This window comes from Streptomyces sp. NPDC057253 (genome assembly GCF_042669125.1).
Classification (GTDB): domain Bacteria; phylum Actinomycetota; class Actinomycetes; order Streptomycetales; family Streptomycetaceae; genus Streptomyces.
Genome location: NZ_JBHUXV010000120.1, coordinates 14,207 through 27,726, shown reverse-complemented (window position 1 = coordinate 27,726; position 13,520 = coordinate 14,207). Strand labels below are relative to the sequence as shown.

Sequence of the window (13,520 nt, the reverse complement as noted above, 5' to 3'; positions counted from 1 at the left end):
GATGGGGGCGAGTGCGCGACAGCGCGCTCGCCCCCATCGGCGGTTCACGGGGGCGCGTGGAGATTCCCGCCCATAACCGGTACATCGGCCGATAGCCGTCGCCGGCCCGTGGGTGGTTCACGCGCCCTGTCGGGAAACACAACGGGAGGACGTAACAAGTGGGATCCGGGGCATCGCGCGCCGCGCGTCGGAGCGCCGCAGGCACCGCCGCCCTGGCGGTCCTCGCCTGTGGGCTGCCCTTCGCGGGCGCCGCGCCGGCAGCCGCCGCGGACCGGGTGCGGACCGTCTTGGCCGACGACGACGTGCGCTTCCAGGTCGACGACACCAGCTGCTCGTTCCCGTCCGACGTCATCAAGGGAACCCCCTGGTCGCTGCAGCGCGTGGTCCTGGACCAGCTGTGGCGGGACACCAAGGGCAAGGGTGTCAAGGTCGCCGTCATCGACACCGGCGTGGACACCGTCAACGCTCAGCTCAAGAAGGCCGTCGTCAACGGCAAGGACTACCTGCACGCGGGCGGCAACGGCAAGACGGACAAGGTGGGCCACGGCACCAAGGTGGCGGGCATCATCGCGGCCCGGAAGCTCGACGGCACCGGCTTCATCGGCCTCGCCCCGGAAGCGACGATCATCCCGGTCCGGCAGAACGACGACCAGGGCAGCGGCAATGTCGGCACGATGATGGACGCCATCAGATGGGCGGCCTCGCAGGGCGCGAAGGTCATCAACATCTCGCAGGACACCGCGTCGAAGATGGACCCGACGGTCGACGCCGCCTTCCGCTCGGCCATCAAGTTCGCCCAGTCCAGGGACGCGCTGATCGTGGCCGCGGCCGGCAACGACGGGGCGGACGGCACGGTCAAGGAGACGTACCCGGCGGCGTACCCCGGCGTCCTCGCGGTCGCCGCCTCCGACCGGAACAACGCCCGCGCCCCCTTCTCCCAGTCGGGCCCCTTCGTGGGCGTCGCGGCACCGGGCATCGACATGGTCTCGACCGTCCCGGTGGGCGGCAACTGCGTCGACCAGGGCACGAGTTTCGCGGCGCCGTACGTCTCGGGGGTCGCCGCCCTGATCCGTGCCAAGCACCCGGAGTGGGACTACAAGCAGGTCATCACCCAGATCGAGCAGACGGCGGACCGGACCAAGGCGGGCCGTGACGACTTCGTGGGCTGGGGCGTCGTCGACCCGACCGCGGCGGTCAACGACGACACGACGGAGCCCTCGGCCGACGGCCCCAAGCCGGACTCGGCGGGCCCCGTGGGCGACGCCGCCGACGTCCAGGCCGCGACACTGGTCCTCGGCGAGACGGAACAGCAACGAACGGAACGGTACGCGCTGTACGTGGTCGCCGCCGGCTTCGCCCTGGTGCTGCTGCTGTTCGGAGGCGGCCGGGTGCTGGGCGACTGGCGGCGCAAGCAGGGTGTGGGTAACAACGTGGAGTCAACGGGGAGCTGAGCATGGCTGAAGAAGTAAGCGTCGATCTCGACGAGCTGGAGAAGACCGTCACCGCACTGAACCGAGTCCTCAGCGATCTCGGCAAGGCGGACACCGACTCGAAGACCAACACCTACCTTCCGGCGGGTGCCCTGGGAACGGGTTTTGACGAGGCGGAGAAGCTCGCCAACGCTCACAACGAGATCAAGACGTACATCGAGGATGCTGTGATGTACCTCAATTCCGTCATGGACGAGTTCGGCCAGAAGACGAAATACGCGCACGGGGCGTACCAGGATTCTGACTATGACGCCCAGGCAAGTTTTCCCAACGCGGGAAAGCAGTGATCCGTGATCATGGTGAGGGCTGAGGTGCGAATCAACGAGGGGGAACAGGGGCATGGCTGAGAGCGACGGCCACATCGATTACGACTACACCGAGATGAATATGTGCTTCAACGAGAAGCACACGACGCCCTTTGCCAGCGGCAAGGACATGGACGAGATGAAGGCCATGGTGCAGCATGCCAGGCCTGAACTCGTGTCCGGCGTGGCCAAGGGCTGGATGGGGTTGTCGACCCAGCTGACAAGCATCCAGTCGGAGTTCGACAAGGAAGTGGCCCGGATCCAGGAACACTGGAAGGGCGCGGCTGCCGACAGGTTCGCGTCCAAGGCCAAGCAGGTCAGCAAGAGCATCGGTGACACCGCCAAGTACGCCAGCCACACCTCGACGGCGATGGCGAACGCGGGCCACACTCTGGGCCTCATCAAGCCCGAAGTCATGGCGATGGAGAAGCCGAGCAAGCTTTCCAGCGCGATGAACAGCCTGGGAGACGGCTTCACGCGCAGCGACGACGGCTTGAAGAAGGACCTGGCAGCTGGAAAGGGCGCGCAGGACGCCCTCGACGCGAACGCGGACGACCTTTCGGCGGGCCGGGAGGCGCAGCTGAAGATGGCTGCGAAGATGGAGACGCTGGGGGCTTCTTACAACTCTCAGGCTAGGGCTATGGGGTCGTGGCAGAAGAAGCGGTTTCGGGATGACGAAACAGATTATCCGGGTGACCCCGGAGGCACGCCGCCCACACCAGTAGTTATGCCGACGGCACGTTCACCCCGAAGCCCGCAGAGTGTGTCGGCGGGCTCAGCCCGCACGGCCCAGGCGAGTGGCATCAGCTCGTCCAAGGCGGTGACTCCGCCTTCAGGAGTCACCGGTGGAGCACACAAGCCGACCCCACCAACAGGACATGTCGGGACAGCGATTGACGGGATCTCGGGTGGCCGTGCGGGAGGCACCACGGTTGGCGGCCCGGGCACGGTCGGTGGTGGAACGGCTGGTGGTGGTGGCATCGGTGGTGGAGGCGGCTTCATTGGTGGTGCCGTGGGCGGTGGGGCCGCTGGAGCCGGTGCCGCTCGCGCCGGCATGGCGGGTCGTGCGGGTGCAGGTGCGGGTGCTGCGGGTGGTATGGCGGGTCGCGCTGGCGCAGGAGGCGTAGGTGCCGGAGGCGCTGGAGGTGCCAAGGGTGCGACCGGACGCGTCGGAGGCACGGCTCGTGGTGGTGTGGTCGGCGGCACGCCAAAGTCTGGTTCGGGCGCGGGCAGAGGCACGGCCGGTGGCTCGGGTCTGCACAGCAGCCGAGGTGCCGCAGGAAAGGGTGCCAGCGCTGTCCGCAAGGGCGGCATCGCAGGAGCCCCCGGCTCGCGTACTGGGCGACGCAAGGAAGACGAACAGCGCGAGGGTGAGCGTCCCGACTACTTGGTCGAGGATGAAGAGACCTGGACTCCGCAGCGTGACGTGGCACCTCGGGTCATCGAGGAATAGGCCGGTCGGCGTGCTGTAGCTGGTAGGAAGGCGTGGGGGATGCACTCGCGGGATGCATCCCCCACGTCGGCCTCAAGGGAGGAAACACAGATGGGCTTCGGGCGAACACTTCGAGTTTTGGGATCAGGCGTAGCGGTCAGTGGGGTGTTGTTTACATCTGCGCCGACCGCAGCTGCAGATCAGGTTAGAGATGACCAGTGGGCGCTGAAGGCTCTTAACGCCGAATCTGTGTGGAAAATCTCCCAGGGCAGTGGCGTCGTTGTGGCGGTTATCGACAACGGGGTAAATGCAGATCATGTCGACCTGAAGGGAAATGTCCTAGAGGGTAAGGATTTTGTAGACGGAGGGAGCACCGAGCCGGACCCTGGGGAAAATCATGGTACAGGCATGGCTTCGATCATCGCCGCTCATGGACATGGAGTGAATGATGGAGTCATGGGGCTCGCCCCGAAGGCAAAAATCTTGCCGATTCGCGATTCGCCCAAGGTGAAGCTTTCAGGGACGATTAGGTACGCGGTTGACAATGGCGCCTCCGTAATCAATGTCTCGCAGTGCTTTGATTCTAGTGATCCGCAAGCGCTGAAAGATGTATCAGATGCTGTGGCTTATGCTTTGAGTAAAGACGTTTTGGTCGTCGGCGCGTCTGGCAACGAGGAAGACAAAGGTGGAAAGTGCTATCCAGCAGCCTCGCCAGGTGCGCTGGGTGTCGGTGCCGTAAAGAATGACGGGCTCCTCTGGAGTGGATCGAACACTGGTAGTTTCGTTGCACTGACCGCTCCTGGTGCCAATATTGTCTCCGCGAACGCGGATGGTGACGGTTATCATGCGGCAAACGGCACGTCAGACGCTGCTGCCTACACATCAGCGGCGGTTGCCTTGCTGCGTTCGAAGTATCCTGATTTGACGGCAGGGCAGATCGTAAACCGCTTGGTGAAGACGGCGGCTTTGCCGGATTCGGAGAAGGGTCTCTCCCTGCCGGACAAGGGATACGGATACGGGATCATCCAGCCGCTGGCAGCCCTCAAAGAGGATGTCCCGGCAGGCTCGAAGTACGGTCCGCTCACAGTCCCAGAGTCTTTTAAGGAAAAGTCCGCAAGCTCGTCGCCAGGTACGTCGACTGCCGAACAAGAAAAGGCTGACAACAAGGCAGTGCTTATCTGGGCTGTCATCGGTGTCGTTGGCCTCGCTGTTGTCGGTCTGATCGTTTTCCTGGTCGTCAGGGCATCCAAGCGGAACAAAAACAGCAGTGGCGGCCCGGGTGTCCCCCCGAGCCCCCCGCACTACGGTCCGCAGCCCGCCGCACCGCACCAGAACCCGTACCAGCAGCCCGCCCCACCGCAGCAGAACCCGTACCAGCAGCCCTCGCCGCCACATAGTCAGTGGCCGCCGCAGCAGTAGCCGGGGACGACTTGGATCGTTGAGCGGGTGGGACCGCCGGTGAGTGCCGCGCCCGTACTGCAAGGGGTGGTCGAGTAATCGCTCGACCGTCCGGTCGGGTCATGGGCTTACATGGCAATCGATGCCGACCGTAGCCACATGGCGCGAACGATGATGGCGCATCTGCTGCATTTAGTTGTGCCGAAGCAAAGGGAAGTCAGTGCAATCCAGTCAGCAGCCTCCGGGGCACATTCAGCCCGATTCTCCCCAATACGGTGGCCCTCCTCAAAGGGTGCCGTATCCTGCTTCGGGAGGGCCCTCGTCGGTGTACCAGCCGACTCCCCAGGCTAAATCGAAGGGTGGAGCCCGCAAAGTATTCGGGATCCTGCTGATCCTGTTCGGCATCATTCCGCTCCTCGGTACGGCTCTGACTGCCTACAAGACCGTCGAGAGTTCCAAGGAGCGCAACTCGAACGACGCTTTCATCCCCAAAGCGTGGCACAACCTGCAAAGCGATGAAATTTTTCCCGATCGTCTTACCAGTAACGCGGTCGGCAGCGATACCAGCGTTTGGGCACGCCAGGGGATTGCCAAAAATTCCTCCTGTGAGGCGGCGTTCACCGCTGATCTCGCAAGGGACGTGATGGCGAACGGATGCAAGGTCGTACTCCGAGCGACGTACACCGACTTGAGCGGCGAAATGGCCGCGACCATCGGACTTGTCGTAGCTGATTCTCCCGCGGCCGCAAACGCCGTGGACTCCAAGATCGAGAGAATCCAGAGCGATGCCGTGGGTTCTGATCGAGCGCCGACGGTCCGACCGTTTGCCGTTCCTGGCACACAGGCTGCCGACTGGAGCGAGAAGATGGGCATCGGAGGCGCTTCGGCGCAGGTCTTCATGCCTGATTCGCCTTATGCCGTGACCATCACCACCGGACCCACCGACCCCGCACGTCCGGTCGGTCAACTGCCTGAACCCTGGACCTTTATCGGCTGGGAGGAGCGGGGCCCCTACAGGGAAACCGCGCAGGCCCTCGCGGCCATCTACGCCGAGGATCTGCGGAGGACGGTGTTGGGGAAGTGAGCAAGCACATCGTGTCGGGCGTCCTTGTGGCGGCGACCCTGATCTTGAACGCGGCGACCACCGCATCCGCCGCTCCAGCCCAGGGCTGGGAACTTCCTGCGATGTCCGTGCCGGCCGCCCACGCCCTCAGTCAGGGGGAGGGCGTCACCGTGGCGGTGATTGACACCGGCATCCGCACCGACCATCCAGAGCTGAAAGGCCGTGCCACCGAGGGCCCGGATTTCCTCAAGGCCAATGACAAGTCCCAGCCGTGGTACGGCGAGCACGGGACAGCTATGGCATCCAGTGTCCTCGACGTCGCTCCCCACGCGAAGATCCTCGGCCTGCGGGTGATCCGAGAGGAGGATGACCCCGACTACCAAGGCGGCCGCCTGAGCAACCCTGACGCGCTTTCGCAGGCGATCACCTACGCGACGGACCACGGAGCCGATGTCATCTCCCTGTCCATCGGTTCCAGGAAGTCCTTTGATAGTTACCAAGTGGGGGATCTGAAAGCCATCGACTACGCCCTGTCGAAGGGCGTCACAATTCTTGGTGCAGTCGGCAACCTCGGGGACAAGCGGGCGGGGCATGACAACGCCATTTCGTACCCCTCCGCCTACCCGGGCGTCATCACCGTGGCCGCTTCGACCCAGGACGGTTCGCGCGCGTCGTTCTCGTCCGTGCACTCCTACATCGACATCGTGGCTCCGGGCGTTGCGATCAACGAAGCGGATTCCCGCTCCAACGGGCGTACGTCCAGCGAGGGCACGTCCGCAGCCTGCGCCCTGGCTGCGGGCGTAAGCGCGCTGATCGTCTCGAAGTACCCGGATCTCACGCCGCGCCAGGTGGAAACCGTTCTTGAGAGGACCGCTTCACATGCAACCCGCGGATACAGCGCGGAGACCGGTTACGGGGTGATCAATGCCGAGGCGGCACTACAGGCTGCGGCGAAGCTCACTCCGGAGGAGAAGGTGACGATCGGTGAGACGGGGACCGGTCTGCACTTCGGACCCGGAGATGACGGCACACCGAAGACGTACTCGCAGGGGGTGGACTCCTTCATGGTCGCCGTTTCGGCCGTAGGAGCCCTCGTCACATTCTTCCTCCTGCTCGGCGGCTTCTGGCTCTTCAAGAGTGGTCGTCGAGTGCAGGCGCAAGGCTCCTGGGGTGTCGAGCCCAGCGGTCCTGTCGCCTATGCGCAGTCCGTCCCGCCGTCCGCTCTGCCGCAGCAGAACCCCTACCAGCAGTCCGCTCCGCCACAGCACAATCCCTACCAGCAGCCTGCTCCACCGCCTGGCCAGTGGCCGCCTCGGCAGTAAGGGGCGTCAGCGGCCGATCGAATGGCTCATGGCTTGGCGGGCAGACGCCCGTCAAGCCGTCTGGTTCTCACAGTCCGGTGACCGCTGGTCCACGCAAAGGAAGATCCGGTATGTTCGGCCTGCTTGATTGGCATGTCCTTGCCTAGGCGCTGAGCTCTCGGTTCGGCTGGAATCGGCACCTCATGGCTTACGCGTGCAACGCAACTCGCGGTCGTGTGAGCGAACCGGGCATGTCCACCACTTACACAACGGGGATGGGACAAGGGATGAGCACTCCCTTCGACGGGGCATCACAGAGCGGAACTCCTCAGACGCGGCTGAACTCCTTGCCCGCGGACGGCGGTAGCGGCGGCGGCGGTGGGGGCACCAACGTCGACACCCAGCGTCTCGACGAAGCCGCCAACGCCCTCGTCGAACTGCGGGGTGACACCGAGAACGTCGACAACGGCGCCGACGACGACTGCCTCAGCGCCTCCCGGGGCCTGAACAAGCACACCGCCGGCGGGATGGCCGAGGGCGGGTCCTGGGCGACTGCCGGCTCCCTGGTGACCATGGACGTCCGCTGGGGCTCCCAGGTCCTGAACCTCAAGCGTCTGCTCCAGGACATCAGCGACAAGCTCCACACCACCAGCGGGCACTACACCCGCACCGAGCAGGAGGAACGGGCCCGGCAGAACTCGATCAGCACGCCCTTCGGGTGAGTCGCGCGCCGTCGAGTCGTCGTACCGGAACCCCTTCACAAGGAGCAGTCACCCATGGTGTCCATCCCCTACCTCGACAAAGCCGACCTCGCCCCGCTGGCCGACGCCGCCGCCTCCTGGGCGGCTCTGCCGGCCAAGTACGAGGCGCTGCAAAGGGAGTTCGAGCAGCGCGTCATCAACCACCTCAGGGGCCACTGGGACGGTGACGCGGCCGACTCCGCCTTCGTCACCATGGGCAAGGCCCGCACGGAGTACGAGAACGCCGCCACCGAGGCGGAGCGCATCGGCAAGCTGCTCCAGGACGCCCACGGCGAATTCGCCGCGTCCCAGAAGCAGTTGCACACCCTGCTCGACGAGGCCCGCAACGACCACTACAAGGTCTACGACGACGGCCGCGTCGAGGACGTCGACCCGCGGTGGGACAGCCCGACCGCGTCCGCCTCGCCGGGCCTCGCCGAGGAGCGCAAGAAGAAGCTGGACTCGATTGTCTCCCGGCTGACACGGGTTCTGGAAGTGGCCACCGCCGCCGACGAGGCGGCCAGTTCGGCCCTGGAGCGCGACGCCAACGGCGACAGCCAGTCCTTCAACACCAGCGTCTACACCACCCTCGACTCCGTCGAGGCGGACCAGGCGTCCGCGCTGATGAACAAGAAGGGGCGTCTGTCCGACGCCGAGATCACCAAGCTGAACCTGCTTCTCTCCGCCAACAAGAACGACCCGGAGTTCTCACGGGAGTTCGCGGTCAAGACCGGCGGCGAGAACATGCTCAGCAAGTACAACGAGCTCATGAGCCCGCCGGCCGGCACCACGCTCTCCAAGGCACAGCTGGCCCAACTCAAGCAGCTCAAGGCGAACTTGGGCACCACCATCGGCACGGCCACCACGTCGGACGACCACCGCAAGGGCGGCCCTGACCCCGAGATCACCAAGTTCCAGAACGACCTCCTCAAGGCGGGCCAGCGCGACTTCAACGCCAACCCCACCGAGTCGCCGTACGGCCTCAGCGGCTACCAGCTCACCAGCAGCCTGATGAGCGAGGGCAAGTGGGACAGGGACTTCCTCCAGGACTACGGCGACGCGCTGATCACCGCGGAGAAGAACGGCGCCAACGGCGGTCAGAACCCGGACGCCTACTGGGGCTATCCGCGGACGCTGGGCACGACCAACATCGGGGCGCTCGATCCGATGACGGGCTTCATGGATGCCCTGGGGCACAACCCGGATGCGTCCACCGAGTTCCTCACCTCGGACGCCACGATCGACGGTGAGAAGGTGGACCATCTCGACTACCTGCTCAAGGACCGGCACTGGCCTGAGGGACCGGGGTACACGGGCGATCCCGCCAACCCGAGCGGTTACAACAACCTCGGCCACGCCATGGAATCCGCCACCTCGGGGCGCGCCTTCGACGACGACGGTGCGCCCGTGAAGCACACCCCCGAGCGTGCGGCGCTGATGAAGGAAGTGGTCGACACCATCGGCGGCGACCCGAGCCTGGCCAGTGACTCGCCCCGGGACGCGCTCCGGGACAGCCTGGGCAACATGACGGCCGAGTACATGGCGGACGTGCAGGCTTCCATCGCCAACGAACAGGGCACGATCAAGCCCTTCGGGGCGGATGCTCACCTGGACATGGGCACGCTGGAGCCGTTCATTTCGACGGTCGGGCGGGATCCCGACGCCTATGTCGCGATCACCGAGGCATCCCAGGCGAACACGGCCATCTGGATGCAGGAGGTGGCCAAGGGCGGCTCGTCGGACCTGAATGCCGCGATGGAAAACGTCGCCTATCCCGGAGGCGTCGTGGCGGGGATTCTCAGCGACTCACGTGACCAGGCGATCTTCGAAGAGCACTCCGCTTCTGACAAGGACTTCAACGACGCCGTGGCCACTGGTGACAAATGGGCTGGACGTGGCCTCGGCATGGCGGTCGGCGCGGCGACGGGTACCGCCGCACCGATTGTGGGGACCATCGCCGGCTGGGCCGTCGAGGACATCCAGGCAATGGTGGTGGAACAGGTTCAGAAGGACACCACGGACGAGGCGAAGCGGGAAGCGGCGACCAAGTACGCCGAAGGCTGGGCCGCGGTCGGCAAGTCCAGTGCCGAATCGGTGAGGGAGGCCGTCGAGCACTCGGGTCGACAGATGACGGACGAAAACCTCAATGTGCTGGCCGGCTCCGTGGAGCAGGCCGCGAAGTCGGGGCACGCGGCGGGCGCCACCTGGAACTCCTCAGTGAACGGACGGTGATCGCTGTGTTGTCACGCGCCTCTCGGAGAACTGGACACCTGATCGCGTTCGCCGTCGCGATGGTGGCTGCGGCAGGTTGCACCAGTTCGGGCGAACAGACCAAGGACGAGAGCAAACCGGTGTGCGGGGGCAAGCTCGACGGAGACGCGTTCCAGACGCTCGCCGGTGACGGTGGTGTCGTCGAGGAGGACGTCAGAAAGTTCTCGCCCACCGGGTGGACCGCCGCCGGATCCTGCTCCCTGTACGGAAAGAAACACGCGGTAAATATCGACTACCTCTTTCACTCCGACAGCATCGACAACCTCGACCGCTACAAGTCCCCGGGCCCCGGCACCGTCAAGACCTTCAAGGTCGGTTCGGCCACCGGATACCTGGAGACGACCAAGGTGCGGGTCGCCAAGGGATACGTGAACCAGAACCGGGCCTGGCTGGCGCTGCCCTGTGCCATCCCAGGAGAGAAGACGAGCGATCACGCCTTGCTCGAGATCGAGGTGAAGGAGCCGCCCCCGGCGCGGACCCTCGACGACGCGCTGACCAAGGCCTTCGTCTCTGCCCTGACCTCCGCCACGAACTACCTCGGTGACGACGTCTTCAAGTGCTCGGCGTCTCCGTCGGCGGCATCAGGAGCGGTCTCCCCGAGCACTTCGGGTGGCTGAGAGCGATGTGGGGCTCCTGGCGAGCCGTCGCCGACGAGCCGCCGTCAGCCGTTGACGAGTTGGCGTAGTGCCTCCGCCGGAATCGTCAGGCTGAGGCGATGCCCCGGATTGAGGCGTACCGGGATGCCCGCGGCCGCGAGTCGATGGCCCGGGGTGTGGTGCCACTGGGGCCAGGAGTCGGGTGCGTGGCTGGGGTGGGTGAAGGCGGGGACGTAGCGGCTGCCGTCGTTCTCGGTGACCGTGTACAGCCCCTGCTGTCGCTCCTGGGCGAAGAGCATGAGCGTGGCCTCGCGGAAGGCGGCGAGCAGTTCCGCCTCGCCCGCATAGCCGGTCACGGCCTGCTGCATGGCGGCGTCCAGGCGGGTCGGGGGAGTGGGGAACTCCAGCGCCACGGGGGAGGGCCGGTAGTTCGGGTTGTGGCTGAAGGTGACAAGCCGGCCCTCTTCGTCGACGGACCAGCCACCGACGATGCCGTACGGCGGGACAGCGCCGTCGGCGTCGAAGTACGGGTCGATCGCGTAGACGTAGCCGCCGCGTTGCCGGGCGGCCTGGGCGCGGAGGGCGTCGGTCACCGGGGGGACGGAGGGAGGTGTCGTCACGGGGTCGCGCTCCATTGCTGTTCGAAGCGGATCTGCTCGTCGATGGTGGCCAGGGTTTCCCTGGGCGCCTCGTGGAAGGTCTGGACGCGGTCCGCGCCGCTGAGGCGTTTGTTGAGAGTGAGGCGGTAGACGAGGAAGCCGCCCATGCCGCGGCACATCCCGGAGGGCCAGGTGTCGCGACGGGCACCGTTGACACCGAGAAGCCAGCCGGCGGGTTCGATCTGCTCGCGGACGCGCAGCAGCGCCTCGAAGCTGTCGGTTCCGCGGCCGGTCACCTGGCCCCACGGACCGTCGGCGATCACGGTGTAGTCGTACTCCCCTCCCTCCCAGCGCAGCACCACGGGGGCCTGCTCGCCTCCGCGGTGGGCGAGCACATCGAACCGGCGGGGAACCAGGCCACTCATCGGGTCCATCCAGGGGGCAGGGAAGAGGCGGGCGGGGGCTTCGGTCTCGGGGGTTCGTAGTGGGGGTTCGCCATCCATTCTCCCTTTGAGCCGTCGGGGTGGATCTCCCAGGCTCCCTTGATGTGCCGGCGGTCGATACCGCCGGGGAAGGCGATCTCCTGGTCGGTCTCGGCGTATTTGTTGTTCGGCAGGGTCCTGTTGACGTCGACGCCACCGGGAGCGTCGATCTCGTACCGGTAGTTCTTGAGCCAGTTGGCGTCGGCGTCCCTGGTCGTGCCCACGAAGGCCGACGGGTGATTGCCCTCCACATAGCCGTGCAGGTCCGTGTTGGACGTGTCGCGGGGGTGGAAGCCGTCTTCGAAGATCTCGGAGGGATGGCGGTCGTCGTTGCGCCACAACGGTTCGTGATCGGTGCGCCACGCCGGATTCCTGATGCCGTCGACGTCGACGTTCCTGTCGGCGGCGGCCGGCAGGCTCCGCGGGTCGTCCGGGTCGAGCCTCCTGGCCGCCGCCACGGCATCGTCCAGGTGCCGGGCCGCGCCCGCCGCGTGCTGGGCCGCCTCGGCCCCCTCCTCCAGGGCGTGTGTACTGCGTCGCGCCGCGGTGGACGCCTTGGTGGCGAGCCCGCCCACCCCGCCGGTGAGGAGCTCGACCACGGCGTCGGGACCGAGGTGCCCGAGGGCTCGCGCCGGATCGGACCTCCAGGTTTCCCAGTCCGTGGCCGCCTTCACGAACTCCTTGGGGTTCTGAGCGCCCCAGACCAGCCCGTCGAGCGTGGTGGTGGTCTGCTTCAGAAAGCCGGCGGGATTCACCAGGGCGTAGAAGGGGTCGGTCTTGACGCCCATGGTGAGCAGGTCGAGGCCGGCTTCCCCGAAGCCGTCGGCGAAACTCTTCCCCCAGCCCATGAACCGGTCCAGGACCCTGGGTTCGTCCGGCGCGGCCTCCGCGGCGTCGCGCAGGGTGCGGGCCGCCCGGTCCGCGGCCTCCTCGACCCTTGCCCGGGCCTGCGCCAGGCGGGCGGACGCGGCGGACATGGCCGCCGCACCCGGATCAGCCCCCGGTGGCTCGATCGCCGTGCTGTCGCCGACCGCTCGTGCCTGCTCGTAGTCCTCGACGGCGTAGGCGTGCTTGCGTGAGGCCAGTCGAGCCTCGGCCGCGTCCTCGATGACGGCCGAGGCTTCCTTCTGCGCCCGGCGCAGGGCGTCGGCGTAGGTGTCCACCGCACGACAGGCGGCGGAGAACGCGTCCCGGGCCTTCTCCAGACCGTCCGGGAGCCTGCCCACAGTGGTGCGGAAACCCTCGGCCGCGTCCCCGGACCAACCGGAGGTGTCCAGACCCCGCAGCCGGCGGGCGGACTCGTCGAACGCCTTGCCGTACTGGGACAGTTTGGCGGCCAGATCGTCCAGCTCCTCGGGAGCGCCGGGGACCAGATCCGTGACGGTGGCGCCGGCCGGGATGCTCCCGCTCATCCGAAGACCGACTTCCACGTGTCCTCGACGTTGTCGGAGAAGGTGTCCAGACCGGAGGGCTTGATGATGTGCTCCTCGGCCCAGGACGTCACCGGCCCTGGGCTTTCGCTGCCACTGCCGGCGGCCGCCTTCATGGAGCCGGCGACCTGGTCGTCGGTGCCGGTGTAACCGTCCGCCGTCTCCTGGAGCTTGTCGGCGATGAGGTCGGCGTCCTTGACCAACCGGCCCATGCCGTAACCCCAGGACGAGATGAAGTGCGCGGCGGCCTCGGCGAACTTGTCCGATCCGGTGTTTTCCAGATGCTCCGTCAGGTGCTCGGGGTGCTTGCTCACCTGGCGCCCGGCGCTCATCGACTCGCGCAGGGGCCGGATGAGGGAGTGCAGGTAGGCCACTTCGACGGAGAACTGTCCGGGGCTCGTGTTCACCATGTG

13 protein-coding genes are annotated in these 13,520 nt (G+C 66.2%); 9 read left to right on the top strand and 4 right to left on the bottom strand.

Going from position 1 to position 13,520, the window contains the following annotated elements; all coding sequences use genetic code 11:
* The first annotated feature begins 158 nt into the window (after window positions 1–158).
* The 9 genes from mycP (ACFULQ_RS39945) (at window position 159) to ACFULQ_RS39905 (ending at window position 10,617) form a co-directional block, all read left to right on the top strand.
* Window positions 159–1,451 carry a type VII secretion-associated serine protease mycosin gene (gene mycP, locus ACFULQ_RS39945; protein WP_383554071.1) on the top strand — a complete coding sequence of 431 codons (1,293 nt, stop codon included), beginning with the start codon at window positions 159–161 and terminating at the stop codon, window positions 1,449–1,451.
* 2 nt (window positions 1,452–1,453) lie between these two features.
* Window positions 1,454–1,777: a hypothetical protein gene (locus ACFULQ_RS39940; RefSeq protein WP_030315658.1), complete on the top strand. Its 324-nt coding sequence runs from the start codon at window positions 1,454–1,456 to the stop codon at window positions 1,775–1,777.
* A gap of 52 nt (window positions 1,778–1,829) precedes the next feature.
* A complete protein-coding gene (locus tag ACFULQ_RS39935) occupies window positions 1,830–3,248 on the top strand; it encodes a WXG100 family type VII secretion target (RefSeq protein WP_383554068.1) in 1,419 nt (472 codons plus the stop codon).
* Between the two features lie 90 nt (window positions 3,249–3,338).
* Window positions 3,339–4,646: a type VII secretion-associated serine protease mycosin gene (mycP, locus tag ACFULQ_RS39930; protein WP_383554065.1), complete on the top strand. Its 1,308-nt coding sequence runs from the start codon at window positions 3,339–3,341 to the stop codon at window positions 4,644–4,646.
* A gap of 304 nt (window positions 4,647–4,950) precedes the next feature.
* A complete protein-coding gene (locus ACFULQ_RS39925; RefSeq protein ID WP_383554062.1) occupies window positions 4,951–5,709 on the top strand; it encodes a hypothetical protein in 759 nt (252 codons plus the stop codon).
* The gene (locus ACFULQ_RS39920; protein WP_383554059.1) at window positions 5,706–7,010 is read left to right on the top strand and encodes a S8 family serine peptidase; all 1,305 of its coding nucleotides are present in this window, start codon (window positions 5,706–5,708) and stop codon (window positions 7,008–7,010) included. The genes ACFULQ_RS39925 and ACFULQ_RS39920 overlap by 4 nt, the downstream gene beginning before the upstream one ends.
* Window positions 7,011–7,276: 266 nt before the next feature.
* Window positions 7,277–7,711 carry a hypothetical protein gene (locus tag ACFULQ_RS39915; RefSeq protein ID WP_383554056.1) on the top strand — a complete coding sequence of 145 codons (435 nt, stop codon included), beginning with the start codon at window positions 7,277–7,279 and terminating at the stop codon, window positions 7,709–7,711.
* Window positions 7,712–7,765: 54 nt separating this feature from the next.
* Window positions 7,766–9,961: a hypothetical protein gene (locus ACFULQ_RS39910; RefSeq protein WP_383554053.1), complete on the top strand. Its 2,196-nt coding sequence runs from the start codon at window positions 7,766–7,768 to the stop codon at window positions 9,959–9,961.
* Window positions 9,962–10,020: 59 nt separating this feature from the next.
* Window positions 10,021–10,617 carry a hypothetical protein gene (locus ACFULQ_RS39905; protein WP_383554051.1) on the top strand — a complete coding sequence of 199 codons (597 nt, stop codon included), beginning with the start codon at window positions 10,021–10,023 and terminating at the stop codon, window positions 10,615–10,617.
* Window positions 10,618–10,661: 44 nt separating this feature from the next.
* Here ACFULQ_RS39905 and ACFULQ_RS39900 read toward each other — a convergent pair whose 3' ends face one another.
* Genes ACFULQ_RS39900 through ACFULQ_RS39885 form a run of 4 tightly spaced genes read right to left on the bottom strand, consistent with a single transcriptional unit; the run spans window position 10,662 to window position 13,517 of the window.
* Complete coding sequence (locus ACFULQ_RS39900; protein WP_383554049.1) at window positions 10,662–11,216, bottom strand: type VII secretion system-associated protein; 555 nt, start codon at window positions 11,214–11,216, stop codon at window positions 10,662–10,664.
* A complete protein-coding gene (locus ACFULQ_RS39895) occupies window positions 11,213–11,620 on the bottom strand; it encodes a hypothetical protein (protein ID WP_383554048.1) in 408 nt (135 codons plus the stop codon). Before ACFULQ_RS39895 ends, ACFULQ_RS39900 begins: the two co-directional genes overlap by 4 nt.
* Complete coding sequence (locus tag ACFULQ_RS39890) at window positions 11,617–13,089, bottom strand: putative T7SS-secreted protein (protein ID WP_383554046.1); 1,473 nt, start codon at window positions 13,087–13,089, stop codon at window positions 11,617–11,619. Before ACFULQ_RS39890 ends, ACFULQ_RS39895 begins: the two co-directional genes overlap by 4 nt.
* On the bottom strand, window positions 13,086–13,517 hold the full coding sequence (locus tag ACFULQ_RS39885) for a hypothetical protein (RefSeq protein WP_383554044.1): 432 nt from the start codon (window positions 13,515–13,517) through the stop codon (window positions 13,086–13,088). The genes ACFULQ_RS39890 and ACFULQ_RS39885 overlap by 4 nt, the downstream gene beginning before the upstream one ends.
* Window positions 13,518–13,520: the final 3 nt, after the last annotated feature.